Genomic DNA, 25,365 nt, shown 5'->3' with positions numbered 1-25,365 from the left:
TTTTTAGTTAACTTATAGTTAACTACTTAACAATATAATTCATTCATTAATTAAAACAGAAAGGATTTTTTTTGAAAGGAACAAATGTCTTATTTTCCTTTAAGACTACACTTATCTTATTAGCTATATTAGCAATTGGAGCTGGTTATGCTACATTTATTGAAAATGATTTTGATACATCTTCTGCAAGAGTATTAGTTTATAATCATATTTGGTATGAAGCAATACTAGTATTAACTACAATAAATCTAACAGGTATTATTTTTAAATATAAAATGTGGAAAAGTAAAGCTAGATTTATATTTCACACATCATTTGTAGTTATATTAATTGCTGCTGGTATTACAAGATATGCAGGTTATGAAGGAATTATGCAAATTAAAGAAGGAACTACTGAAAACAGAATGAGTTCACTAGAGCCTTACTTACAAATATCTATTAAAGAAAATGGTACAACTTACTACAAAGAGTACCAAAAAGAGTTTACATCTTTACTAAAATTTGTTAATGACTTTGAACACACTATTTTATATAGTGATGATAAAAAAGTAAATGTAAAATATAAAGATTACCTTTTAGCAAAAAAAGGTACTGCTAAAATGGGACTTTTAAGCGTTGATGTAACAATTGATGGTAAAACACAAACTATTAAGCTTCCAGGACAAAGAGGACAAAGAGGTTTAAAAAGAGACCTAGTATTTGGTGATACAACAGTAACTTTATCTTATGGTTCTAAAACACTATTCTTACCATTTGCTATTAAATTAAATGACTTTCAGCTTGACAGATACCCAGGTAGTAATGCACCTTCATCTTATGCATCTGAAGTTACAGTTATCAAAGATAATAAAGAGTATGATTATAGGATTTTTATGAATAGAACACTACATGAAGGAAACTTCTTATTCTTCCAAAGTTCATATTTCCCTGATGAAACAGGTACTGTTTTATCTGTAAATAATGACCCAGGAAAATGGCCTACTTACTTTGGTTACTTCTTACTGACACTTGGTTTAGTTATGAATCTATTTGACAAAAAATCAAGATTTTGGAAATTAACTAAATATGTAGCTCAAAGAAATGTAGCTTCTATTGCAATTGCCTGTATGTTTGCTTTTGCTTCAACTTCATTACACGCTGAAGAAAGAGTTATGGAAGACGAAGTAAAAGCTCAAGATACAGTTGCTTATTTAAAGAAATTTAAAGAAGAATCAAAAGCAACAGCTGATAAGTTCTCTAAACTTGTGACACAAAGTCAAGGTGGAAGAATGAAACCTATATCTACACTAAATAGAGAAATCCTTCTTAAATTAAGTGGTAGAAAATCATTATTTGGAATGAATGCAGACCAAATCGTTTTAGGTATGCTAACAAGACCTGAAATGTGGAGAGATATTAGACTTATTAAAGTAAAAACTCCTAAATTAAAAAAGTTTTTAGGTATTGATGAAAGTAGAAAACATATTGCTTTTACAGAAGTTTTTATTGATGGTAAATATATTTTAAATAAAGAAGCTGAAAAAGCTGCTATTACTAAACCTCAAGATAGAGGAACATATGAAAAAGATATTGTAAGACTTGATGAAAGACTTAATATCACATATGCAACTTTTAATGGTAACTTATTTAGAATCTTCCCAGAACCAGAAGATAAAGCAAATACATGGCATGCACCATTAGAGGCTATGGAAACTTTTGAAGAAAAAAGTGGAAGAGCAGCTGAACTTATGACGAGAGGGTTTATTAACTCTGTTATTCAAAGTGATTGGGAACAAGCAGACAAATTCCTTGATATGATTAAACTTTACCAAGAAAAGATTGGTAAAGAAGTTATGTTAAGTGACTCAGAAGTTAGTAATGAGATTTTATTTAATGAATTAGATATCTTCTTAAAACTTACACTTGCATATGTTTTAACTGGTTTAATTATGTTAATAGTAGCATTTGTTGTAGTATTTAATCCTAATATTAAACCAAGAAAAACTACATTCTTCTTCTTTATTGTATTAGCATTGTTATTTGCTACACATACTTTTGGAATGGGATTTAGATGGGTTATTTCAGGTCATGCACCATGGTCAGATACATATGAATCACTTCTATATATATCTTGGTCAGCTATATTTGCAGGTGTTGTTTTCTTTAGAAAATCACTTCTTGCATTAAGTGCTGCTGTTATTGTTGCTGGTATATTTATGTTTACAGCTCACTTAACAGGAATTGATCCACAAATTACAAATCTTGTTCCTGTACTTAAATCTTATTGGTTAACAATTCACGTATCAATTCTAACAGCTTCATATGGATTCTTTGGACTTGGAGCTATCTTAGGATTTATGTCATTAATTATGTTTATCTTTAGAAAAAATAGACCTCATTTAGATGAGACTATTAAAAATATCACTGCTATTAATGAAATAGCTTTAATTGTCGGTGTTACATTTATTACAATTGGTAACTTCCTTGGTGGTATTTGGGCAAATGAATCTTGGGGTAGATATTGGGGATGGGATCCAAAAGAGACTTGGGCTTATGTATCAATCATAACTTATGTTTTTGTAATCCACATGAGATTTGTTAAACCACTTAACAATCCATTTGCATTCTCAACTGCTTCACTTTTAGCATTTGCAACAATTTTAATGACATACTTTGGAGTAAACTTCTACTTATCAGGTATGCACTCATATGCAACAGGTGATCCTGTACCAATTCCTACATGGGTTTACTATGTAGTTTCTATGGTATTTATTACAATTGCCTTAGCATATAAAAACAGAAATATGAAAGATCCTATTTCTGTACAAACTAATAAAACAAACTAAGAGTTTTTACTCTTAGTTTATATATTTAACTCCCCCTACTTTAAACTCTTCCCTAGCTTATTTTGTTATAATCACCTAAAAAATTTAAGGTGTAATATGAGTAAAGTTATAGAAATTTTTAAAGAAATCACTGCAATTCCAAGATGTTCAAAAACTCATGAAGCATTTATAAACTACATGAAAAAAATATCGCTAGATTTAGGATATGAATGTTTAGTAGATAAATATAATAATATTTTATGTAAAAAAGAAAATTCACAAGCAAAAATAGTATTTCAATCTCACTATGACATAGTATGTTTAGAAGATAATTGTGTTCCTCAAATCATTCAGAATGATGATATTTTAAGTGCAAAGAACTCTACTCTTGGAAGTGATAATGGTATTGGTTGTTCATATATGATAAACCTTATGTATGATGGAGTTGATGCTGAGTATTTATTTACATCTGATGAAGAAATAGGTTTGATTGGTGCAAATAACTTAGAGTTAGAAATAAACGCTCCTTATATGCTAAACCTTGATAGTGAAGAAGAAGGTGAAGTTTGTATAGGTTGTGCAGGTGGAGTAGATATTTTTGCTGTAAATTCAAATAAAAAGATTCTTCCTAATACTGAAAAACTTGATTTGTATGAGATAAGTATAGCTAAGCTTCAAGGTGGTCATAGTGGTGTTGATATTGATAAAAATATCCCAAATGCCATAAAGCTAGTAGCAAAAACTATAAAAGAAGCAAATGCAAAGCTTTTAGATTTTAATGGTGGAGAGAGAATAAACTCTATTCCAGTAAATGCAAAAGCTATTGTAGCTTGTAGCTGTGAACCAATTGCTAGTCATGAAAATATGAAGATTACTAAAATAGATACTCAAAGTGAGCATTTAAGTGTATTTGATGATAAGGTGATTGATTTCATCTATGATTTTAAACAAGGGGTTATTTCTACAAATGAAGAGTTAAATGTAGTTCAAAACTCTATAAATATTGCAATCATATCAACAACAATTGATAGTATTAAAATTGAATTTAGTGCAAGATCAATGGCAAATAATGAGTTAGCAGCTATAAAAGAAGAAACAACAAATATTTTAAATGAACATGGTTTTAGTGTAAGAACAGATGGGAAATACCCTGCTTGGAAACCTGATGTAAATGAGTTTACTTCAAAAGTATTAGATATATATCAAACTATTAACCCTCAAGCCTCACTAGAAGCTATTCATGCAGGATTAGAGTGTGCAATCTTTAAAGATAAATACCCTCACTTGAAAGTAGCTTCAATAGGTCCTACTATAAACTTTCCACACTCAAGAAAAGAGCAAGTATCAATAAAGTCTGTTGAAAATGTTTATGAAGTTGTAAAAAAGATTGTTGAAGAGATTTATAAGTAATCTACCACCAAGTGATAAAAAACACTTTATAATCAGTTTGACTTTTTAACCAAACTAAAGGAGATTTTTTCAAGTCTAAAAAGACTTGAATCTCTTCTTGTATTTCACCATAATTTTTCCAAGTAGTACTTGAAGAAGCATCTAAAATCCAATCATATCTATGGGGTAAAAAATATTTATACTCTTTAAATTCAGGTAATTTTAAAAACTCAATTATATTAATATGAAAGCCTTTAATGCAAGATTTATTTATTAAAGATGTTTTTACATCTTTTTTGTAAGGTAAAAATATATTTGCTTTAAAACAACTGTTTTGAAAAACATTCTTTAAATCAATATCTATATAGTTTTTTGTTTCATCTCTAAAAAGTAAAGGAAATTGTTTTGTTTTTAGTTTTTCTAGCTTTTTAAGTAATGTATCATCTCTATTAGGGCCTATATATCTGTTTATTTCCTCGTTGAAACTATTATCATACAAATAAAACTTATAAACAAGCTCTGTATGTAAATACAGCTGTGTTTTTTTATCAAACAGTATGAAGTCTAGTTCTCCTAAGGTATTTTTATTCTCAATTACTTGGATATTCTTGTATATTAGGTTATAACGATTTGATAGTTTTATATACTCTTCAAAAAAGTACTCTACTCTTTTTCCCAAAGGAAGTTTTTGTAAAATCTCAAATTTTGCATAATCATGTTTTTTATATTCAATTGCTTCAAATTCAAATTGTCTAATATCATTTAGAGTTTCAAACAAAGCAGGCGTATTATAAAAGCCTTCGAATTGTGCTTTTAGATTATTCATATATTATATTTATTTCCTATATTGTAAATTAAAAAATATTATAACAAAAACTTAGAGAAATTGACAAAATAAAATTAATGTAGTAAAATGTATCTACATATATAGACAAAGGTAGTCAAATGAAAAAAGCAATTAATATTAGATTAGATGAAGAGTTATTATCAAACCTTGATGAATATGCTTCTGAATTAGATAGAACAAGAACTTATTTAATAGAAAAAGCGATTAGTAGTTATTTTGATACTCTAGATGAAATGATAAGTGATCAAAGAATAGATGAAGTTAAAAAAGGATCTATGGAAGTGCTTTCAATGGAAGATGTATTTAAAAAAGCTGGTATAGATGTATAAAATTGCATTTGTTAAAGCATCTCAAAAAGAGTTTATGAAGCTTAATCAGGAATCAAGACAAATAATAGCAAATAAAATAAAAGATTTACAAGAAGGTATTTTTACAAACGATAAAGCTCTAAAAGGTAAACATAAAGGCAAGTTTAGAAAACGTGCAGGTGACTATAGAATAATATACTATAAAGAAAATAATATCCTATTAATCACTTTAATTCGTATAGCACATAGAAAAGAAGTCTATTAATACACTTCACTTAAAATCCCCTACTATTGGTTATTCTTAGCCTTATTAATTTCAGTTGTGTACTTATATACCATATAGTCAAACATCTTTGAACCTCTATTTTTTTGAAAGAAAAAAAACATTTCCATAAATCTTAGACTCATTCTAAAAAATGCTGTAAAAGGCACTAAATAAGTAATAATGGTAGTTTGGGTTCTATATGGATAGTAGTTATCCATTTCTTCTTTAAGCTCTTTTAATACCAAGCTTTCCTCTTGTAGTCTATCTCTATCTTGGGCAAAAATTACTCTTATTGCCAAAAAGAAGTTTATTAAGAACATCATTACATTTAAGTTCCAGCCAATCACACATATATCTAGATAACTCATTAATCTCTCCTAAAAATTTCATTCTATCATTTAAATTACAATTCTAAATAAAGCACCGAACTGTTCTTCTTTTTCAAAGGTAAATTTAATATTTTCAATACTAATTTCACCTTCCATATGTTTTGCAACAATTTCTCTTGTCATAAAAAGCCCTATTCCCGTTCCTTGACTTTGGTGTTTTGTAGTAAAATATGGCTCAAAAATCTTTTCTTGAATCTCTTCTGGTACACCATTTGCATTATCTAAAATTTCTATTACTGTTTTGTCATCTTTTCTATACAAAGAAATCTTAATAAGTTTTTTGTTTTCATAGCCTTGCTTATTTATAATTAAGGCATCTTTTGCATTGTTTACAATATTTAATAAAACTTGCATTAATTCGTTTTTATAGTTTTCAATATCGATTGTTTCATCTAAATCTTTTATTAAATCTATATCATTACTACTTAAACTCATCTCAACTAAATCTAGTGTTTTATTTATAATTGATGAAACATTAAAAACAATTTTTTGCTTATCTCTTTCAAAAAAGTTTTTAAAATCATCAATTGTACTAGATAAATAATTTGTTGTATTCATTATATTTGATAAGGATTCATTTAAAATCTCATCAGTCAAAGTATCAAACTCTTTTTGAAGCATTATTCCGCTTGTACAAGTAGAAATAACTGATAAAGGCTGTCTCCATTGATGAGCAATATTTTCAAGCATTTCACCCATAGATGCCATTTTTGATTGCTGTATTAGAAGTTTTTCTTTTTTTAGATTATCATCTTCATACTCTTTAAATCTAGTCATATCATAAACATGAACTACAACACTTTCTATATGTTTTTCACTATTATAATATGGTTCATAATATACTTGTAAATAGTGTGTTTTTTTATTAATATCAACAGTTGTGTTGAACTCTATTGACTCACCATTTAAAGCTTTATCAAATTTTTCTTTTATTATTTCATTAAAATACTCTTCACCAAAAATAAAAGACATAGACTTACCTATAAACTTCTCTTTTTTCATACCAAAAACTTTTGAATAGTAGTCATTTACTGATAAATACTTATAGTTTTTATCTACTAAAGCTAGAAAACTCGAAGACTTTTCTAGAGCTTTATTGTAGTAGTTGATTAAATTCTCTCTTTGTTTTCTTAGTCTCAAATCTTTAATCATTAAAACTAAATAGTTTTTTTCTTCTATATTGATTAGATTAAAAGAGATTTCTATGGGGATAATTTTTTTATTTGAATCTATAATAAAATGTTCAAAATCCTCTACTTTTTTTTCATTTAAAAGTTTTTGAATAGTTTCATTTAGAAATTCATCAAAAAGCAAGTTATTGCTATTTGGATGTATTTGAGAATAATGCATACCTTTTATTTCTTCACAAGGCATTTTTAAAAGTTTTGATGCTCTTTCATTTACATCTGTAATATTACCAGTATTTGTATTTATTACAATAATACTTACTTGTAATTTATCAAATACTTGCTTGTAAAAAAGAAGATTATCTATAATTGGCATGTAATTCTCCAAAAAACAACATTTATGTTATTTTAATATTATCATTTATAATATCGCTTTTATTATAAAGTTTTGATAAATTATTTTATCTTTTCATTTGTTTTAAAAAAATCTATATAATTATAATTCTTTTATGTAATTTGTATTACTATTATATAAAGGTTTAATCATGTTTAATAAAGAATTTTTAAAAAATCTAACTATATTATATGTTGAAGATGAAGAGATAGCAAGAAAACAGCTTGAAAAGGTTTTAAATAGGTTATTTAAAGAAGTAATTGTCGCCAAAAATGGTTTAGAAGGCTTACAGAAGTACCAAGAAGACAAATTGCTTGAAAACTCAAAGATTGATTTGATTTTAAGTGATATAAATATGCCACAACTAAATGGTATAGAAATGCTTGAAAAAATTAGAGAAAAAAATGATTCAATACCTATTATTTTCACAACAGCTAGGTCTGAAACGGAATATCTTTTAAAGGCCATATCTCTAAATGCTTCTTATTATGCTTTAAAGCCTGTGGATATTGAAGATGTAGTTGAAAAAATACAAAAAGTATGTGAAAAGAAATATTTTGAAAAATTAATAGAAGAAAAAAATATTGAATTAAAAGAGTACTTAAAAGTAATTGATAATGTAGCTACAATTTTTAAAATGGATTCAAAAGGTGATATAACTTACACTAATAGACTATTTAGTGATACTATTGCCTATTCTAAAGAAGAGTTAATAGAAAAAAACTTTCATACTTTAATAAGTAAAAACATTGATAAAAATATTCTTCTTGATTTATGGAAAACAGTGAAGACTGATAAAACTTGGAAAAAAGATTTAAAGTTTGAAGATAAAAATGGTGAAGTAATTTATATAAGATCAACCATATTTAAAACAGCAAATGAAAAGGAAGAGTATATTTCTATTGGTTTTATATCAACTGAAGAAGTAAATCAAAAAAGAGAATTTCAAAAAAAGCTTATTACGAATATAAAAGAAAAAAATTTGCAAGTTGCTCAATCTTCAAATAATCTAAAAGCATATGAAAATAGAATATCTTATTTAGAAAATGAACTAAAAACTACTAAACAAAAATATCTAGACCAAAGAACTCAGATAGAGTATTATGAAAATGAAATGTTAGGTTTAGATGATAAAGTTATTAAGAACTTAAAAGTTAAAAATAGTGAAATTGAAGATCTTAAAGCTATTATTTCAAATTCAAAAGAAGAAAGAGAAAAAGGTGTTAAAAAATACAATGAATTATCAAAAGAGCTTGTAAGTGCAAAAGCAGAAATTGAAAAACTTCAAGAAAAAATAGAAATTAAACAAACAAGAGTTGATGATCTACTTAATTTAGTAGAAGTAAGAGAAGCCCAGTTAAGAAAATATGACGAGAGCTTTGAAAAGTAAGCTTTAAGGCTTACTTTTAGGAACTACGATTATAAATTTTACTAAAATAAATTAAAAAACTATAAAACACCTTGTTTTAAGACTTCTAAACATTAATATTTAAATTAAACTCGTAAAACATTTACTTAATTGGAACATATTTGGAACATTAATTTTTAATAAGTATATTGATAAAATAATATATAAACTATTATTCATAATAGCACGCTTGATGTGGAAATGAAAAAAAGATATAAAAACCATAAATTTCTATAAATATGAATTCCCCAATAAGAGCCTGTAAAATAACACTATTTTTGCCTAATTACAAGATACAATGAAAATAATTTTATCTTATAGTTATCTTTGTTTAACTATGACTATTATTTTTTCACTTTCATTATTATCGATTTTTTGAGGTAAACTAAATTCTATTTTTCCACCTTTATTCATAAATTTAAATAAATTAGTTATTGATTTTCTCAAAGCATTTTTTTTATCTCCATCAGATTTTTCTGTTTTTTTAATTATCAAGTCTACTATATCTTCAATTGCTACTTCCTCAACGTGACTAGCTTCATTCTCTAAATCTTTTTCTATTTGTTGATTATTTAATTTCAATGCCTTTATTTCTTCTGCTTTTTTTCTTATATCATAAACTTTTTCTATAACTTTCAATATCTCATAAATAATTTTTGATATTGTTCCTGTTATTAAAGCTACAGTAGCCAATTCTATTATTATAGAACCTTTTTTAGCTCCTATAACCTCTATAGACTCTGGTGCTTCATCGTGCATCATTGCTATTCCACGTGATATTTCATACCATTCATTAGACCAATTTTTTAAGTTCGTCACATTATTAATACTTGCTTCATTATCAAAAATTAATCTAATAATTGTTTTATCTTTAATTTTATCTTCTACTTCAACTATCCCATCTAATCCCGTTTTTATATTTCTAATTTTTTGAGACCCTTTATTTAATTCTGTAATTAATTCATTTAATTTACTTGTGGCAGTTTTAATATCTAGTGAATTTTTAAATAATATATTTTCTATTTCTTTTACACCTAAAGAACTTAATTTGTTGAAGACATTTATTCTATCTAAAAACTTTTTTTGCTCATCATTTAATAAACTAGTATCTATTTCCTTTAAACTATTAAATAAATTTGTTCTTTCTAAATCATAAGCAATACTATTATTCTGTAAATTTTGTTTTAATTTATTCAATAACTGACTATATTTATCTAATACTTTTTTCTCAATTACTTCATCAGTAAACCATATAGTTAATTCATATAATTCTTCAATATACATTTCTTATCTTCCTTTTCACTAAACTATTTTATTTCTTGATAACTCATAACTTCATCAACATCGTACTCATGAATAGTAAGATATTTTTTACAATCATCTTTCTTTTTAATTGCATCTACTGGAACTTCAATTTCTTTTGTTTGGACTTTTACTTTGTTTTTTACTGTAAAACTTACTTTTATCTTTACTTGTCTTGACATTTGTTTCCTTAATTTATTTATTTTATTAAATAATACATTTAACAATTATATTAGAATATTTTAATTAAATATAAAAATACTATAATACAATAAATCATTTAAAGGTTGCTTTTGACAATAAAAAAAATAATTGAAGATTTTAATAATGAATTAAAAAAAACAAAAGATATGGAAAGTGCATTTATTAACTATTTAGAAAATATGATAAAAGAATTTGAAAATGAAATAGACTTTTCTTCTTTTTTGAATAACATGATTAAAGAGTTTAAAATAACTCAAACTATATGCATAATAAAAAATGACAAACAAAGAGAAAAAGTTTTTACTAATACTCTAAATCAATATAATCACAACTTTAAAGAACAAGAATCAGAAGTATTAAAAGAACTTGCTTTGTTTGACAAACAATGTATTATAAATGAAAAAAAAGTTTTATATAGATTAACAATTTTGTTAAATAAGATATTTGAACATTTAGATGCTTTAAAAATTTTAAATAATCTGGAGGAAGAAAAAGATTTTATAAAGAAAGGCATTGCTAAAACAACGCACCCTATTGTGAAAGATGCAATTACTCCAAGATTAAAAACATTTAAAGAATATCAAAACTTCAATGATAGTAAAGAGTCAAATTTAATGGTTACATTATATGAAGATTTTCTAAATCAGCCACTAGATATAAGAGTAATGTATCAAGGTATAAATATAGGAAATCCTAAATTTATTGGCGATGAGAGAAAATTAGTTAATGTTATTTTAAATCAACAAACCTATTTAAACTCTGCTACAAAATTAGAAGATACCCATATATTTAAAAGCTGTCAAATTTATTGTATTTCTTTTTATAAAAACAATACTTTTATAAGTAATTCATTAAATTTAAAAGAAACTATTAAAGATAAAAGTTTAATTGAATATATCAATACACTAATGGACTCATTCTTTGATTATGAATTTAAATCTAATTTAAATGTAAATCATTTAAAAAAAGAAACTCAACTAAAAGATACCTTCAATAATTTAGAAATATTAGAGTTTAGAACAAAAAGAAACTATAAACAACATCCTATATTTAAAGACTTATAAACTCACTAGTCAATTACTAGTGAGAATCACTTTCTTAAAAAATTAAAATAAATTAAACTTCCCTTATCAATTGACCAAATAAGTCATATAAATTTATATAACAGTAAAGACGTTTACTAACTTTCTATTTTAATAAATAGATAATCCTAAAAGGGTAAAAAATGTTAAAAATCAATGGAATACTACTTAATATAATCGACAAGAGTAAGTATAAAAATAAAGAAGGTTTAGAAATAGATACAAAAGCAAAAGTTCAAGTTCTAGTGGAAAATAAAAGAGCTAATGGTTCAATTGTAAAAGAACTTCATACTATCTCTATTCCTGATGGAAAAATACCTTTATACAAAGATAAGGTTAATAAAGAAGTTGAAATTCCAGTAGGAATAATTTCAGAAAAACATTCATTCTATGGTGTCTAAGAATAAGAAAAGAACACAGAGAGCCTTCTGTGTTTTTTCTTATTCGTGACAAAAAAATAAATTTATGTTCGGGGTTTATAGTAATACCCCGTTCTATACGTCATAAAGAGGGAATAAATGAGTAAAGTAAAAAAATTATTTGGTATTGATTCACTTTATTACTTCTGTGAATCAAATGAAAATTATGATGATTTATATCTTGAAATATTAGACCAAGTAGAAGAAATAAAAGGTAAGTTTGAAAAAAAAGATGTTGAGTTTGAGAACAATGACATAATTATAAACATAAACGATACACCTTTAAACTTTTTAGGAAAAGCAGAAGGCTTTCATTGGTTTAAAGATATAAATGAATTCTTTAAAATAGGTTTTAAAGATAGATATAAAAACAGAGGTTTAAATGATATTAGAGTGCAACTACAAGGTATAGGAATTTATACTATAGGTATTAAATCACTAGTTGAGTTTATTAATGTTGAACTTCTAAAAGAATATACAACTGGATTCAATCCAATTACAAGAGCAGATTTAAACTGTTTTATTCAATATGATTTTAGCTTTGTTACAAAAGAGATGTTTAGTACAAGAAAAAAACAATACTCAACAATTAGTGAAATTGGCAATGCTTCAAAAGTGCAAACTCTATATGTAGGAAAAGAGCCTTTTAAACTAAGACTATATAATAAAAAAGAAGAATTAAAAAAGTCTAAGAAAAAAGATTTGATGTTTGAATACTTTTTAAATAATGACTTTAATATTGAAGATGAGATTTTTAATGTTGAGTTTGAGTTACATAGAGCATATTTAAAAACTTTTAATATCTTTACTATTGAAGATTTATTCTCTAATGCAGTAAATCTATTTAAAGCTTCTATGGAAGATATTAGACTAATAGATATTAACTCTTTATCAAATAAAGCAATTGAACATAACAACAAGCATAGAGCTAATACTTTAGCTATTTGGGAAGAAATAAAGAGTGAATATTACTTAGAAGATTTTTTACAAATACAATTACCTCTAAGTAGAGTTAAAAGAGCTATTTCAATATATGATGATTATAAGTTCAAATTAGAGTATATAGCCTTAATTAGAAAAGCATTTATAAACAATTTAAATATTGATTCAAACTTTTTAGATGAGCTATACAAAGATGCAAAAGAGTCATTAAATAAAACTACAACAAATAAAGAGTTAAGGAAAAGATATACTGAAGTAGAGATTATAAATAAAGATGGTCAAATTGAAAATCTTAGATTATTAGAAGATGGAAATTTAATCAAACCTCTTAGAACTGAAACAGTATCTAAATTACAAGATTATGACTTACTTGTTTATCTTGATAAGACAAAAGAGAAGAAACATTTATCTTCAAGAGATAAGCATATTTACTATGTTGCTTTAAATGAAGCTACAAAGAGGAATTTAGTATTAGATATTACACCAAATGAGGCACAAGGTTTTTGATACTTTTTTAAAAAGTATATACAGCGTTGAGGGATTTACTCCCTCCCTTAAACAGATAATCAAAGGAGAATTAAAACAATGAATATACCATTTGAGAATTTAGAAAAAATAAATGAAGTATTAGAAAAATTAAATATATTAGAACAAAAGATTAATAGTGAGAAAAGATGGCTAAATACAAAAGAAGCATCTTATTATCTTGGATATTCAAAAGAGCATATCCATAAACTAAAAGACAACTATTTAATTGAAGGTAAACACTACTATAAAAAGGCTGGTAGAGTTTTGTTTGATAAGTTAGAACTAGATAACTGGGTTATGCATACATTAACAAAAATGAATGCAAAAGAAATAGCTAATAATGTTATTAAAGATTTAATATGAATTATAGTAAAATTAAATCGTTTAGAAGTATTAAAATCAAGGTGTTTTTCAAAAGGAGAAACACATGATTAAAATGACACAACCTAAACTTTACACTAGAGGGAAAAAACTTTGGGTAAGGTTTAGTTTAGATGGTAAAGTGATTAAAAAATCACTAAATATAGAAGATAGTAAAGCTAATAGAAAATTAGCTGACACACAAATAATTCCACAAATGCTTTTAAAGGTACATAGTGGTGAGTTCTTTGAAAACAAAACTGTTCCAACTGTTAAAGAAATGATTGATATTAGTTTGAAGATGCATTCAAGTAGTAGAAAAGAACAAACACGTATTAATTATGATTATGTAATTAAATATCATATATTGCCCTATTTTGGAAAGAAGAAAATAACTTCACTAAAAGTTAGTGAACTTACATTATGGCAAAATGATTTATTAAAAAAGTTTTCTCCTAAATATGTATCTAATATTAGAGTAGTATTTCATGGCATTTTACAAGATGCCTTTAGAGATGAGATTATTAATAAAAACCCTTTAACTTTGATAAAATCCCCTTCTTCTGAACTCTTACAAAAGGTTAAACCTTTTTCAAAAGAGGAAATATTTAGTATATTAAATACTTTGCCTTCAAAAGTAAGAGCTTATTTTGCAATAGGTTTTTTTACAGGTATGAGAACTGGAGAGATTTTAGCCTTAAAATGGGAAAATATTGATTTTGAAAATAAAACAATTTATGTAAGAGCAACTAGAAATCGAGGTAAGGATAGTACTCCTAAAACAAAATCTAGTATTAGAGATGTTGATATAATAAATGTTTTATTACCCTATTTAAATAGTCATTTAAAATATAAAACTGATTCAGAATATCTTTTTAATACAAAGTTTAAAAAGCCATTTCATAGTGCTAATAAACTATCAATTGTTTATTGGAAAAAAGCTTTAAAAGAATTAGATATCGAATATAGAAACTTGTATCAAATGAGGCATACTTTTGCTTCATTAATGATATCTAATGGAGAAGATATTTTATGGGTATCAAATATGTTAGGTCACAAAAATGCAAATATAACTTTATCATTTTATGCAAAATACATAAAAAATGATGAAAAGACTAGAGGTAGCTATTTTAATGCATAGAACAATACTGGTACAATTTTGGAACAGTAAAAAATAAACACTTTAAATAGCCCTATTTTTAGGCTATTTTGCTTTTAGGAACTACGATTATAAATTTTGCCCCATGTTTACCATTTTGAATTTTTAAATCCCCACCAAAACTACTTTTGATTACAAGTTTTACCATATAAAGACCAGTGCCTGTACCATAATCTTTTGTTGTGTAGTATGGGTCAAAGATTTTATCAAGGTTATCTTCTTTTATTCCACCTGCATTATCTTCAATAATAACTATACTATACTTATCTCTTGTCATAGAAGTTATAGCTATTTGTCTATTTTGAATTTCTCTTTCTACAAAAGCATCTTTAGCGTTTGTTATTAAGTTTAAAAAAACTTGTTCAAGTTCTGTTTCTACTCCAAAAGCTGTTTCTTCACCTAAATGAACTTTTAAATCAATATTATTATTTACCAATTGTTTATCAAGTAGTTTTATAGTTTTGTCCATTGCAGATTTTATTGTGAAAGATTTTTTAGTCTTATTGGGATTAAAAAAGTTTATAAAGTCATTTATAGTTTCACTCATAAAAACAATCTGATCTTTTGTATTTTTGTCAAACTCTTCTATAAAGTTATCATCAATTTCCCCATGTTTATATGAATCTTTTACATCAGAACAATATAAAGACATATTATTTAAAGGCTGTTTTAATTGATGAGCAATAACGCCTATCATTTCACCCATTGTTGCCATTTTTGACTGATGTATTAATATCTCTTCTTTTTTTGAAAGTTCATTTGTATCTCTTTTTTTATCTTCAAATAAATCAATATAAACCTTTAATTTAGCTGTTAAAAGATTTTCATCAATAGGTTTTGAGATATACTCAACAGCACCTATTTCATAACCTTTTTTTTGATAAGCGTCTTTATCATAGATCCCTGTGATAAATATAATTGGTATGTTTTTAGTTGAATCAACAGACTTTAAATACTGGGCAAATTGAAAACCATCAATATCTGGCATTTGAATATCACTTAAAATCAAATCAACCTTTGTTTTCATAAGTAATTCCATAGCTTCCGTGGCACTTAAAGCACTATAAATATCAACATCAAAATTGTCTTCAATTATAAGTTTTAAAGAATAGATATTATCTTGAACATCATCTACTATTAATACTGAAAATTTACTCATATTAAACCTTTTTATTATTTATAAATTCTATAAAACTTTCTTTGTCAAAAGGTTTTTTAAATGAATCAAAACCTTTTTCTTTTACTAAGTTACTTAAATTATTTTCATAGACAATAACTATATTATTATTTACATTAGATAAAGTTTTATTTATTTCATTTTCGTTTAATTTACTAATATCCAATATAGTTAAGCTAAACTCATCAGTATTATCTACTTTTATGAAATCAGAAGCTTTCGTTACTTGCGTAACCTCATAAACTTTGTTAAGTTCAACTACAATACTTAAATACGTAACTGGGTCATTATTTAAAAGTAAGATTTTGTTATTTATATTTTTTTCAACACTCATTAAACTTACTTCATCATTTGCTATAGTATTTGCTTGAACTTTTTCTTTGTTTTTAGGAATTAGAACTCTAAATATACTTCCCACATCTACTTTACTTTTCACAGAGATGTCACCTCCAAGTAATACTAAAAGCTCTTTACAAATAGATAAACCAAGTCCTGTACCTCCATACTTTCTTGTAGTGCTTCCATCAGCTTGTTTAAATCTATCAAAAATATGGTCTAGTTTTTCTTGAGCTATTCCTATACCTGAGTCTTTAACTAAAATCTCAACACTATTTTCACTATCTTTTACTAATAGTTTAACTTCACCATTTTTTACAAATTTTAAGGCATTACTAAGTAAATTTTTTATTATTTGTTTTACTCTATTTGGATCTGTATAAACATCCCCTATATTACTATCACAATTAAATACAAATTCTAAATTTTTCTCTTGAACTTGAGGGGCAAACATATCTTTAATACTATGCATCAAATCACACATATTCACTTGAGTATAATCTAAAGTCAACTCCCCTGCTTCAAGTTTTGAAATATCTAAAACATCATTTATCAAGAATAATAAGTCATTACCACAGTTATTTATGATTTTTAAATTTTGAACTTGCTTTTGATCTAAACTATCATCTTTGTTTTTCATCATTACAGAAGAAATTACATTTATAGAATTAAGTGGTGTTTTAAGTTCATGACTCATATTTGCAAGAAAATCTGTTTTATATTTATTGGCATTTTCTAAATCATGTTTTTGCTTATCTTGAATCATCGTAAGCTGTTTCATATTTATATATGCTTCATTAATTCTTCTTGACATTTGATTGAATGTTTGAGCTAGAGTATTTAGTTCATTGTGTTTTTTATCATCAAATTCTATATTAATCTCATTGAATTCTTGAACATCATAATCATTTGTAGCTTCAATCATTTTATTTAAAGGTTCAGTTAAAAGTTTATTCGCAAAATATATAAATAAAAACCATAACATTAAAGCTGAAACAATAACATTTATTAAAATCAATGATATTGCTTCTTGTGTTAGTTCAGCTATTTGATTTTTGGGAACAAAAAGAGTTACTGTTCCTAAAACTTCTTCAGATTTATTCTCGAAGTTTTTTAGTTCAAAACTATGACTAATCAAGTTTGTATCATATTCTATATTTTCTAGTGTAGTGTTTTCAAAAACAAATTTATCAATTTTTGAGAATTTTGGCAAAATTTTTCCTTTTACTGAAATAAATTCATTAAAAGGTGTAAGAATTACTATTCCCTTTACTGTTTTTGCATCTATAATAGCTTGTACTTGTTCATCAATTTTCTTTTTATCAAAAACCCAAACTGTTTTAGCTAATACAGTTTTAAAAGACTGTTCTGTGTTTATTAAATCTTTTTTGATTAATTTTTTTGCAAAGTTATACTCAGTATAAATCTGAAAACTTGTAAATAGTACAACAAATAGTAAATATGCTAAAAATATTTTTTTAAATAGTAAAAAACCTATTGTATGTCTAAAATTTTTAACAATTGTTTGTTTTCCCATAATTTACTCTTTTACATCCAAATTATTAAACAATTGGATTATTTTTCTGTTATTAATATTAGTTATTATATATTTTTTATTCTCAAAAGCTAATTGTTTATGTAAAAATTTATCTTTTTCAAACTCATTAAATGAAAATGGTTTGCTATTTAAAACTATCCAATTAGGATAACATCTTCTAACATAATCCTTGCACTCATTCTCTTTCCATGGTTTAAGAATATAATCTAATCTATTTTTAGGAACTACTTTTACTATAAAATCATAATCAAAAGATAAACTATCTAATTTATTTAGTACTATAGGTTCAACTTTGTGATATGAGTAAACTGTAACGGTCTCTTTACAGAAAACTTTAGTTGAAAATAAAATTATTAATATAAGAGTCATATTTTTCATAATAAATCCTTTATAATATAATAATCATAAATAGTATCAAAAAGGTATTATTTTTATAAAAATTCATATTTCTTTTAAATAATCTATTTTTTGGTAGAATACGAAAAAATTTTCAAAGAGATATAATGACTAAAAATGAATATGATTTAAATATTGACAAACTTATAAAATGGGCTTATTCTTATTATGTTGAAGACAATCCAGTAGCTACAGATGAAGAGTATGATAAATTAGCTAGATTGTGTTTAGCTTATGAGCAAGAAAATCCAAGCCTATCCCATCCAAATTCTCCAAATAAAAGAGTTGGTGGTATGGTTTTAGATGGCTTTGTAAAAGCAAATCATTTAAGCAGAATGTGGTCACAAGAAGATGTATTTGATACAAAAGAATTAGAAGATTGGATAAATAGAGCTAAAAAAGTAAATACTAATTTAGAATTCTATTGTGAACCAAAATTTGATGGAGCTAGTTTAAATCTTATTTATGAAAATGGTTTTTTAAAACAAGCCATTACAAGAGGTGATGGTAGTATTGGAGAAGATGTTACAAACAATGTAAAAACAATTCATTCTATTCCACTTCAAATAGAAGAAAAAGGACTTTTAGAAATAAGAGGTGAAATTGTAATTAAAAAAGCAGACTTTGAAAAAATAAATGAATTAAGACTTAAAAATGAAGAAGCACCTTTTGCAAATCCTAGAAATGCAGCTTCAGGAAGCTTAAGACAACTAGATCCAAGTATCACAGCTAAGAGAAAACTATTTTTTAACGTTTGGGGTGTAGGTGAGAACTCACTTGATTTTGATAAAACATCAGAGCTTATGAACTATATTTATTCTCTTGGATTTGCGAAACCTCCTTTACAAACGATTACATCTACAGTTGATGGAATTGAAGAAATTTATCACGAAATAATCAAACAAAGAGATAGTATTGAAATGATGCTTGATGGTATGGTTGTAAAAATAAACGATATAGAAACTCAACAAGAATTAGGATATACAGTAAAATTTCCTAGATGGTCATGTGCTTATAAATTCCCAGCAGTTGAAAAAACAACAAAAATCAAAGATATTATTCAACAAGTAGGAAGAACAGGAGTTATAACTCCAGTTGCAGTAGTAGAGCCAACGCATATAGATGGAAGTATGGTTGAAAGAGCTAGTTTACATAACTATGATGAGATTCAAAGACTTGACTTAAGAATAAATGATGAAGTAATTATTATCAAAAGTGGTGATATTATTCCAAAGATTACAAAGGTCTTTCATGATAGAAGAGATGGAAGTCAAGAAGAGATACAAAGACCTACAAATTGTCCTAAATGTGATAGTGAACTTTTAGATGAAGGTACTTTAATTAAGTGTCAAAACTTAGATTGTCCAAGTATTGTTACTAATTCTATTATCTATTTTGCTAGTAAAAACTGTATGAATATAGATGGACTTGGAATTAAGATAGTTGAACAACTTGTAAGAGAAAAGAAAATCTATGATATTTTAGATTTATATTCATTAGAATATGAGAACTTAGCAGACCTAGAAGGATTTAAAGATAAAAAAATAAATAATCTATTAAACTCTATCAAAAATACAAAAGGTGTTGAACTTCACAGAGTTATAAATGCTTTAGGAATTGAGCATATAGGTGAAGTTGCATCAAAACAAATTTGTTTAGAGTTTGGTTTAAATGTTGTAAATATTGATATTGATTCATTAATTGCTTTAGATGGTATTGGAGAGCAAATGGCAAAATCATTTGTTGAGTTTATGCATGTGAATAAAGAACTTGTTTTAAAACTTCTTGAAATAATTCAGCCTACAGTTGAAGAAAAAGTAGAAATACAAGAGAATAACTTCAAAGGTAAAACAGTAGTTTTAACAGGAACAATGAGTAGATCACGAGGGTTAATAAAAAAAGAGCTAGAAGCCTTAGGTGCAAAAGTAAGTTCATCTGTGTCTAAAAAAACTGATTATTTAATTTATGGTGAAGATGCTGGTAGTAAATACGACAAAGCTGTTGATTTAAAAGTATCAACACTCACAGAAGAGCAAATGCTAGAGATGATTTAATCTCTAGTTTTGCTAAGATTTATTTTTTGCTACTACCTCTTCTAAATCTATTAGTAAATCCTCTTCTTCCATTAACTTTTTGTATTCATCACTATGTTTTATAATACCTTGTAAATCTTCATTTATATTATCTAAATTATCAAGCATACTATTTACTTTATTATGGTCTTTTATTAATCTATCTTTTTGTAGTAAATTTTCTTTAGTAATCTTTTTTTCTTCAAAAATCTTAATATAAACTCTTAGTTTCTGACATAAAATCTCATCATCAATTGGCTTACTAATAAAATCAACCACTTCATTTGAAAGAGAGAATGCTCTTTTTTTATATATATCATCATGATAAATACCAGTAATTAAAACTATAGGTATTTGACTTGTAGAGGGTACGGATTGAAGATATTCTACTAACTCAAAGCCATCAATTTCAGGCATTTGAATATCACTTAAAATCAAATCCACATCATTTTGCATTATCAGAAAAATAGCATCTTTTGCACTGTTTGCTTCTAGAATCTGTAAATCTTCAAAATTACTATTTAACAAAAATTTCAAAGTATAAATATTATCTTCAATATCATCAATAATTAATATAGTAAATTTTTTCATGCTTTATCCTTAATATATGTTAATAAATTCTCTTTTAACAAAGAGTTCTTTTCAAAAAGTTTTTCATATGGCTTATCTAAATTTTCACTTAGTTTTAAATCCTCACAAACAACTACCGTATTATTTAAATCTAAACTTTTTACTTCATCAATATTTGTATTATCTAAACTTAAAATTACCAAGTCTTCATCTTTTATATCATTGATTAATTCTTTAAATTTTTCAATATTTGTAGCTTGTTTTACTTTGAAGTCTTTATTTAACTCAATAACAATACCTAAAAATGCCACAGGATCGTTATTCAATATATAAATGTCATTTATTTTAGTTTCAGTCTGTATTACGCCAACATTCATAGAGAACTCTTTTGACTTTTCATCTACAACTACTTGCCTTGTTGTTTCTAAAGAATTAAAACTATTTTGTATACTTATAGTTGCTATGAAAGTTGTTCCAATATTTTCTTGACTCTCAACACTTATATCTCCACCCATTAAATTAGATAATTCTTTACTAATTGCTAAGCCAAGTCCAGTTCCCCCAAATTTTCTTGTAGTTGTTGAATCAGCTTGTTTAAACCTATCAAATATATGCTCTAATTTATTTTGTGCAATTCCTATACCCTCATCTTTTACTAGAATTTCTAAAAACTCATTGTTTTTATTTCTAACAATTAGTTCGATTTTACCTTTACTTGTAAATTTTAAAGCATTACTTAAAAGATTTTTTATGATTTGATTAACTCTATTTTTGTCAATAGATACAAAATCAATACTTTTATCACAAGAAACAATAAACTCAAGGTTTTTCTCATTTGCTTGAGGTCTAAACATATCTTCAATTTCACCTATAAATTCACATAAGCTCACTTTAGTAAAATCAAGTTTTATCTCTTTTGCTTCTAGCTTTGAAATATCTAAAATATCATTGATTAAGTACAGTAAGTCTTTTCCACATCTATTTATAACTGTCATGTTCTTTTGATACTCTTCATCAAGTCTATTTTGTTTATTCTTCATCATAATTGCAGATATTACATTTATTGAATTTAGTGGTGTTTTTAATTCATGACTCATATTTGCCAAAAAAGCATCTTTGGCTTTATGTGCTTGTATTAATTCATTTTTCTGTTTATTTAGTGTTACTGCCAATTCTTTTAACTTATCACTTCTTTGAATTAAATCTTCTTGCATTTTATTAAGAGATTTTGCAAGAATACCCATCTCATCTTTAGATGTTTTATAAGGAATTTCTGGGTTTTTATTTTTACCGATTTGCTCAGCTACTTCTGAAAGTCTTGTTAGTTTATTTGTAATCTTAGAACCAATTATAAACGATAAAAATGTTGATAAAAATATCTCAACTAATATGATCATAATTGTATTGTTTTTATTTTTTGAAATAAAGTGTTTATTTTCACTTGTGTCAAAAACGATATACATCGTACCAAGAAGTTGTTCCTCTTCTTTTATTTTTTCTATTTTAATTTCATAAAATTCATTATCTTTTTCAAAAGAAAAAGACTCATTTTTATTTATAAACTCATCAAGTTTTAAATGCTTAAAATTATAATCTTTTGAAAGAATCTTATTTTGAAAATCTAATACTACAATTGAATTAACATAACTTAAATTCGTTGCTTTTAATATTAAGTTATCAATAGTTGCTATATCATAAATACTTAGTGGAATTTTTAATAGCTCATCCATAAAAGTAATATTTGATTGAATATTTTGATTTGTTAATTTATTTGAAGAATTATTTATTGCAATGAAGTTTACTGTTACGATTAATAAAATAAAAAATATTTCTAAAAGTACAAAAGAGACAATAAATCTATATTTAAATGACATTTCTAATCCTTTTTCTTAGATTATTATAACATTGAATAGTATTAAATTAATATCATTTTAATACATTTTAGTATTTTTTTCTAGAGTTTTAGTGTTACAATAATTAACACTAATAAGTCGTAAACATAAGAAAAAATAAAGTTTGAGAGTAAAAATGTTACTTTTTTATATAGTTTTAAAAACTATATACATAAAATTGGAAATTGCTATGTTTATACTACGCTTTTATTTTATAATAAATCAAAATTTGACAATAATTAATTATAGAGGTTACAAATGAGCGAAGAAGTAAAAAGAGAAAAATCTTTAACAATGACAATGTTAATGACTCCAGATAAAGCAAACTTTTCTGGAAAAAATGTACATGGTGGTGAAATTTTAAAAATGCTTGATCATGTTGCATATGCTTGTGCTGCTAGATATACAGGAATGTATGCAGTAACATTATCAGTTGATATGGTATTATTTAAAAATCCAATAAAAATAGGTTCTCTTGTTACTTTCCATGCATCAGTAAACTACACAGGTAGAACATCAATGGAAATTGGTATTAAAGTAATTTCAGAAGACATTAAAGACCATACAATTAAAAATACAAATGTATGTTACTTTACAATGATTTCAGTAGATGAAAATGGAAAACCAACACCTGTACCAAAACTTGATTTACAAACTGAAGATGATAAAAGAAGATATAACGACGCTATTAAAAGAAGAGAAATCAGAATGGAATCAAGACACGCTAAATAGTCTTGATTATTCAAAGAAATAAAAAAGGGGATAGATTAAAATCTATCCCCTTTTTTTATAATACAAATATCGAAAAAGGCATTAAGCCTTTTTTGATTCTATATAATCTTCATAAGTTCCTTTGAAATCAACAATCGAACCATCTTCTTGAATCTCAATAATTCTATTTGCATATGCATCTAATAATTCCCTATCGTGTGATACACAAACTACAGAACCTGGATACTCAAGTAAACCTTCACCTAAAGCAATAATTGCTTCTAAGTCTAAGTGGTTTGTTGGCTCATCTAAAACCATAAAGTTTGGTTGCTCTAACATAATTTTAGATAAGAACATTCTATGTTTTTCTCCCCCTGAACAAGACTGAACTTTTTTCTCTTGTTCTTGACCATTAAATAACATTCTTCCTAAACAGTTTCTAATTTCATTAATATCAGCATCTCTATCAAATGATCTTAACCAATCATAAAGTGTAATATCTCCTGAAATTAAATCAGTGGCATTTTGAGGGAAGTAACCATTTTGAATAGTTGCTCCCCAATGAACATCACCACTATCAGGTTCAACATTTTGAACAATAATTTCACATAAAGTAGTTTTACCAATACCATTTGGTCCTATTAATGCAATTTTATCACCCTTTTCAACTGTAAATGAAATGTCATTTAATACTGTTTGACCATCATAAGATTTAGAAATATTTTTAACTATTAATAATTCTTTACCAACTTCTCTTTTTTGTTTAAAGATAATAGATGGGTCTCTTCTTGAAGAAACTTCAATAGTACCAACATCTAATTTATCAAGTTGTTTTTGTCTTGAAGTAGCTTGTTTTGCTTTTGATGCATTTGCTGAGAATCTAGCAATGAATTTTTCTAGTTCTTCTTTTTCTTTTTGTTTTTTATTCATATCAGTTTGAGCTTGTTTTGCTAATACTGTTGAAGCAATGTACCAATCATCATAAGTACCTGTAAATTCTCTAATTTTCTTAAAATCTACATCTAGGATATGAGTACAAACTGCATTTAAAAAGTGTCTATCGTGAGAAATAACTACCATAGTACCATCATGGTGTTGTAACTGGTTTTCTAACCATCCAATAGTTTCAATATCAAGGTTATTCGTAGGCTCATCTAGGAATAAAACATCAGGTTTTGGATATAAAACTTGTGCTAATAAAACCTTAAATTTATCTCCACCTGTTAATGTAGACATTAAATCAGTTTGTTGAGAAGCTGGAAAACCTAAATCTTCTAAGATTTTTGTAATCTTTACATCATATTCATATGTTGGGTCTTCTTCAACACAAACAATTTCTAATTCTGCTAATCTGTTGTTTACTTCATCAGTAAACTCAGGACTCATATATAACTCTTCTTTTTCTTTGATTGCATCATATAGTCTTTTATTACCTAATAATACTGTATCAAATAATGTATGCTCTTCGTATGCAAACTGATTTTGCTCTAGTGTTCCTACTTTTTTACCATTTTGAACTTGAACTTCACCCTCTGTTGCATCTTCAATACCTGCTAAAATCTTAAGAAATGTAGTCTTACCAGCACCATTTGCACCAATTAGACCATATCTTTTCCCTGTATCTAGTTTAAGATTAATGTCTTGAAAAAGCACTCTTGCTCCGAATGCTTTTTTTAAATTTACTACTTGTACCATATAAAATTAACTCCAAATCTGTAATATGTGG

23 protein-coding genes are annotated in these 25,365 nt (G+C 25.9%); 12 read left to right on the top strand and 11 right to left on the bottom strand.

Annotation, left to right across the window (positions count from 1 at the left end):
* The first annotated feature begins 71 nt into the window (after window positions 1-71).
* Both ccsA and NJU99_RS07270 read left to right on the top strand, forming a co-directional pair.
* Window positions 72-2,825, top strand: a complete 2,754-nt coding sequence (gene ccsA, locus NJU99_RS07275) for a cytochrome c biogenesis protein CcsA (RefSeq protein ID WP_254575255.1) — start codon at window positions 72-74, stop codon at window positions 2,823-2,825.
* Between the two features lie 96 nt (window positions 2,826-2,921).
* Window positions 2,922-4,214 carry a zinc-binding metallopeptidase family protein gene (locus tag NJU99_RS07270; protein WP_254575254.1) on the top strand — a complete coding sequence of 431 codons (1,293 nt, stop codon included), beginning with the start codon at window positions 2,922-2,924 and terminating at the stop codon, window positions 4,212-4,214.
* A 1-nt stretch (window position 4,215) separates the two neighbouring features.
* Here NJU99_RS07270 and NJU99_RS07265 read toward each other — a convergent pair whose 3' ends face one another.
* Window positions 4,216-5,019 carry a DUF1853 family protein gene (locus tag NJU99_RS07265; RefSeq protein WP_254575253.1) on the bottom strand — a complete coding sequence of 268 codons (804 nt, stop codon included), beginning with the start codon at window positions 5,017-5,019 and terminating at the stop codon, window positions 4,216-4,218.
* Window positions 5,020-5,138: 119 nt separating this feature from the next.
* On the opposite strand from NJU99_RS07265, the gene NJU99_RS07260 reads away from it, so the two are divergent.
* Both NJU99_RS07260 and NJU99_RS07255 read left to right on the top strand, forming a co-directional pair.
* Window positions 5,139-5,369 (top strand): ribbon-helix-helix protein, CopG family, encoded by a 231-nt coding sequence (locus tag NJU99_RS07260; protein ID WP_254578062.1) that lies wholly within the window; start codon window positions 5,139-5,141, stop codon window positions 5,367-5,369.
* Window positions 5,362-5,613: a type II toxin-antitoxin system RelE family toxin gene (locus NJU99_RS07255; RefSeq protein ID WP_254578061.1), complete on the top strand. Its 252-nt coding sequence runs from the start codon at window positions 5,362-5,364 to the stop codon at window positions 5,611-5,613. The genes NJU99_RS07260 and NJU99_RS07255 overlap by 8 nt, the downstream gene beginning before the upstream one ends.
* A gap of 23 nt (window positions 5,614-5,636) precedes the next feature.
* On the opposite strand, the gene NJU99_RS07250 is transcribed toward NJU99_RS07255, so the two are convergent.
* A complete protein-coding gene (locus NJU99_RS07250; protein ID WP_254578060.1) occupies window positions 5,637-5,981 on the bottom strand; it encodes a hypothetical protein in 345 nt (114 codons plus the stop codon).
* A 30-nt stretch (window positions 5,982-6,011) separates the two neighbouring features.
* Window positions 6,012-7,505, bottom strand: a complete 1,494-nt coding sequence (locus tag NJU99_RS07245; RefSeq protein WP_254578059.1) for a PAS domain-containing sensor histidine kinase — start codon at window positions 7,503-7,505, stop codon at window positions 6,012-6,014.
* Between the two features lie 169 nt (window positions 7,506-7,674).
* On the opposite strand from NJU99_RS07245, the gene NJU99_RS07240 reads away from it, so the two are divergent.
* The gene (locus NJU99_RS07240) at window positions 7,675-8,913 is read left to right on the top strand and encodes a response regulator (protein WP_254578058.1); all 1,239 of its coding nucleotides are present in this window, start codon (window positions 7,675-7,677) and stop codon (window positions 8,911-8,913) included.
* A gap of 339 nt (window positions 8,914-9,252) precedes the next feature.
* Here NJU99_RS07240 and NJU99_RS07235 read toward each other — a convergent pair whose 3' ends face one another.
* On the bottom strand, window positions 9,253-10,215 hold the full coding sequence (locus tag NJU99_RS07235; RefSeq protein ID WP_254578057.1) for a hypothetical protein: 963 nt from the start codon (window positions 10,213-10,215) through the stop codon (window positions 9,253-9,255).
* 23 nt (window positions 10,216-10,238) lie between these two features.
* Window positions 10,239-10,415, bottom strand: a complete 177-nt coding sequence (locus NJU99_RS07230; RefSeq protein WP_254578056.1) for a hypothetical protein — start codon at window positions 10,413-10,415, stop codon at window positions 10,239-10,241.
* Between the two features lie 111 nt (window positions 10,416-10,526).
* Between NJU99_RS07230 and NJU99_RS07225 the strand changes: the two genes are divergently transcribed.
* The 5 genes from NJU99_RS07225 (at window position 10,527) to NJU99_RS07205 (ending at window position 14,909) form a co-directional block, all read left to right on the top strand.
* Window positions 10,527-11,501, top strand: a complete 975-nt coding sequence (locus NJU99_RS07225) for a hypothetical protein (RefSeq protein ID WP_254578055.1) — start codon at window positions 10,527-10,529, stop codon at window positions 11,499-11,501.
* A gap of 161 nt (window positions 11,502-11,662) precedes the next feature.
* Entirely contained in the window at window positions 11,663-11,920 is a 258-nt protein-coding gene (locus tag NJU99_RS07220; RefSeq protein WP_254578054.1) for a hypothetical protein, read from the top strand.
* Window positions 11,921-12,037: 117 nt separating this feature from the next.
* Window positions 12,038-13,387: a hypothetical protein gene (locus tag NJU99_RS07215; protein WP_254578053.1), complete on the top strand. Its 1,350-nt coding sequence runs from the start codon at window positions 12,038-12,040 to the stop codon at window positions 13,385-13,387.
* Between the two features lie 78 nt (window positions 13,388-13,465).
* Entirely contained in the window at window positions 13,466-13,771 is a 306-nt protein-coding gene (locus NJU99_RS07210; protein WP_254578052.1) for a helix-turn-helix domain-containing protein, read from the top strand.
* Between the two features lie 64 nt (window positions 13,772-13,835).
* The gene (locus NJU99_RS07205; RefSeq protein WP_254578051.1) at window positions 13,836-14,909 is read left to right on the top strand and encodes a tyrosine-type recombinase/integrase; all 1,074 of its coding nucleotides are present in this window, start codon (window positions 13,836-13,838) and stop codon (window positions 14,907-14,909) included.
* A 58-nt stretch (window positions 14,910-14,967) separates the two neighbouring features.
* Here NJU99_RS07205 and NJU99_RS07200 read toward each other — a convergent pair whose 3' ends face one another.
* Genes NJU99_RS07200 through NJU99_RS07190 form a run of 3 tightly spaced genes read right to left on the bottom strand, consistent with a single transcriptional unit; the run spans window position 14,968 to window position 18,376 of the window.
* Complete coding sequence (locus NJU99_RS07200) at window positions 14,968-16,086, bottom strand: hybrid sensor histidine kinase/response regulator (RefSeq protein ID WP_254578050.1); 1,119 nt, start codon at window positions 16,084-16,086, stop codon at window positions 14,968-14,970.
* Between the two features lies 1 nt (window position 16,087).
* Window positions 16,088-17,977 (bottom strand): HAMP domain-containing sensor histidine kinase, encoded by a 1,890-nt coding sequence (locus tag NJU99_RS07195; protein WP_254578049.1) that lies wholly within the window; start codon window positions 17,975-17,977, stop codon window positions 16,088-16,090.
* 3 nt (window positions 17,978-17,980) lie between these two features.
* Window positions 17,981-18,376: a hypothetical protein gene (locus NJU99_RS07190; protein WP_254578048.1), complete on the bottom strand. Its 396-nt coding sequence runs from the start codon at window positions 18,374-18,376 to the stop codon at window positions 17,981-17,983.
* Window positions 18,377-18,501: 125 nt separating this feature from the next.
* On the opposite strand from NJU99_RS07190, the gene ligA reads away from it, so the two are divergent.
* Window positions 18,502-20,448 carry an NAD-dependent DNA ligase LigA gene (gene ligA / locus NJU99_RS07185; protein WP_254578047.1) on the top strand — a complete coding sequence of 649 codons (1,947 nt, stop codon included), beginning with the start codon at window positions 18,502-18,504 and terminating at the stop codon, window positions 20,446-20,448.
* 12 nt (window positions 20,449-20,460) lie between these two features.
* On the opposite strand, the gene NJU99_RS07180 is transcribed toward ligA, so the two are convergent.
* Together NJU99_RS07180 and NJU99_RS07175 are read right to left on the bottom strand one after the other, a co-directional pair.
* A complete protein-coding gene (locus tag NJU99_RS07180) occupies window positions 20,461-21,057 on the bottom strand; it encodes a response regulator (protein WP_254578046.1) in 597 nt (198 codons plus the stop codon).
* Window positions 21,054-22,910: a HAMP domain-containing sensor histidine kinase gene (locus NJU99_RS07175; protein ID WP_254578045.1), complete on the bottom strand. Its 1,857-nt coding sequence runs from the start codon at window positions 22,908-22,910 to the stop codon at window positions 21,054-21,056. Before NJU99_RS07175 ends, NJU99_RS07180 begins: the two co-directional genes overlap by 4 nt.
* A 276-nt stretch (window positions 22,911-23,186) precedes the next feature.
* Between NJU99_RS07175 and NJU99_RS07170 the strand changes: the two genes are divergently transcribed.
* Window positions 23,187-23,660 carry an acyl-CoA thioesterase gene (locus NJU99_RS07170; RefSeq protein ID WP_254578044.1) on the top strand — a complete coding sequence of 158 codons (474 nt, stop codon included), beginning with the start codon at window positions 23,187-23,189 and terminating at the stop codon, window positions 23,658-23,660.
* 81 nt (window positions 23,661-23,741) lie between these two features.
* Here NJU99_RS07170 and NJU99_RS07165 read toward each other — a convergent pair whose 3' ends face one another.
* Window positions 23,742-25,334 carry an ABC-F family ATP-binding cassette domain-containing protein gene (locus NJU99_RS07165; RefSeq protein ID WP_254578043.1) on the bottom strand — a complete coding sequence of 531 codons (1,593 nt, stop codon included), beginning with the start codon at window positions 25,332-25,334 and terminating at the stop codon, window positions 23,742-23,744.
* Window positions 25,335-25,365 lie beyond the last annotated feature (31 nt).

Origin of the sequence: Arcobacter roscoffensis (assembly GCF_024267655.1) — a bacterium.
GTDB lineage: Bacteria > Campylobacterota > Campylobacteria > Campylobacterales > Arcobacteraceae > Arcobacter_B > Arcobacter_B roscoffensis.
The sequence above is the reverse complement of the archived record's forward strand: the minus strand, read 5'-3'. Positions and strand labels throughout refer to the sequence as shown.

Bases quoted from the DNA above. Each gene is read 5' to 3' on its own strand.
- NJU99_RS07245 (WP_254578059.1), bottom strand. From the start codon at position 7,505: ATGCCAATTATAGATAATCTTCTTTTTTACAAGCAAGTATTTGATAAA.
- NJU99_RS07265 (WP_254575253.1), bottom strand. From the start codon at position 5,019: ATGAATAATCTAAAAGCACAATTCGAAGGCTTTTATAATACGCCTGCT.
- NJU99_RS07240 (WP_254578058.1), top strand. From the start codon at position 7,675: ATGTTTAATAAAGAATTTTTAAAAAATCTAACTATATTATATGTTGAA.
- NJU99_RS07270 (WP_254575254.1), top strand. From the start codon at position 2,922: ATGAGTAAAGTTATAGAAATTTTTAAAGAAATCACTGCAATTCCAAGA.
- NJU99_RS07235 (WP_254578057.1), bottom strand. From the start codon at position 10,215: ATGTATATTGAAGAATTATATGAATTAACTATATGGTTTACTGATGAA.
- NJU99_RS07165 (WP_254578043.1), bottom strand. From the start codon at position 25,334: ATGGTACAAGTAGTAAATTTAAAAAAAGCATTCGGAGCAAGAGTGCTT.
- NJU99_RS07215 (WP_254578053.1), top strand. From the start codon at position 12,038: ATGAGTAAAGTAAAAAAATTATTTGGTATTGATTCACTTTATTACTTC.
- NJU99_RS07200 (WP_254578050.1), bottom strand. From the start codon at position 16,086: ATGAGTAAATTTTCAGTATTAATAGTAGATGATGTTCAAGATAATATC.
- NJU99_RS07170 (WP_254578044.1), top strand. From the start codon at position 23,187: ATGAGCGAAGAAGTAAAAAGAGAAAAATCTTTAACAATGACAATGTTA.
- NJU99_RS07260 (WP_254578062.1), top strand. From the start codon at position 5,139: ATGAAAAAAGCAATTAATATTAGATTAGATGAAGAGTTATTATCAAAC.
- ligA (WP_254578047.1), top strand. From the start codon at position 18,502: ATGACTAAAAATGAATATGATTTAAATATTGACAAACTTATAAAATGG.
- NJU99_RS07210 (WP_254578052.1), top strand. From the start codon at position 13,466: ATGAATATACCATTTGAGAATTTAGAAAAAATAAATGAAGTATTAGAA.
- NJU99_RS07255 (WP_254578061.1), top strand. From the start codon at position 5,362: ATGTATAAAATTGCATTTGTTAAAGCATCTCAAAAAGAGTTTATGAAG.
- NJU99_RS07195 (WP_254578049.1), bottom strand. From the start codon at position 17,977: ATGGGAAAACAAACAATTGTTAAAAATTTTAGACATACAATAGGTTTT.
- NJU99_RS07180 (WP_254578046.1), bottom strand. From the start codon at position 21,057: ATGAAAAAATTTACTATATTAATTATTGATGATATTGAAGATAATATT.
- NJU99_RS07250 (WP_254578060.1), bottom strand. From the start codon at position 5,981: ATGAGTTATCTAGATATATGTGTGATTGGCTGGAACTTAAATGTAATG.
- NJU99_RS07190 (WP_254578048.1), bottom strand. From the start codon at position 18,376: ATGAAAAATATGACTCTTATATTAATAATTTTATTTTCAACTAAAGTT.
- NJU99_RS07220 (WP_254578054.1), top strand. From the start codon at position 11,663: ATGTTAAAAATCAATGGAATACTACTTAATATAATCGACAAGAGTAAG.
- NJU99_RS07205 (WP_254578051.1), top strand. From the start codon at position 13,836: ATGATTAAAATGACACAACCTAAACTTTACACTAGAGGGAAAAAACTT.
- NJU99_RS07175 (WP_254578045.1), bottom strand. From the start codon at position 22,910: ATGTCATTTAAATATAGATTTATTGTCTCTTTTGTACTTTTAGAAATA.
- NJU99_RS07230 (WP_254578056.1), bottom strand. From the start codon at position 10,415: ATGTCAAGACAAGTAAAGATAAAAGTAAGTTTTACAGTAAAAAACAAA.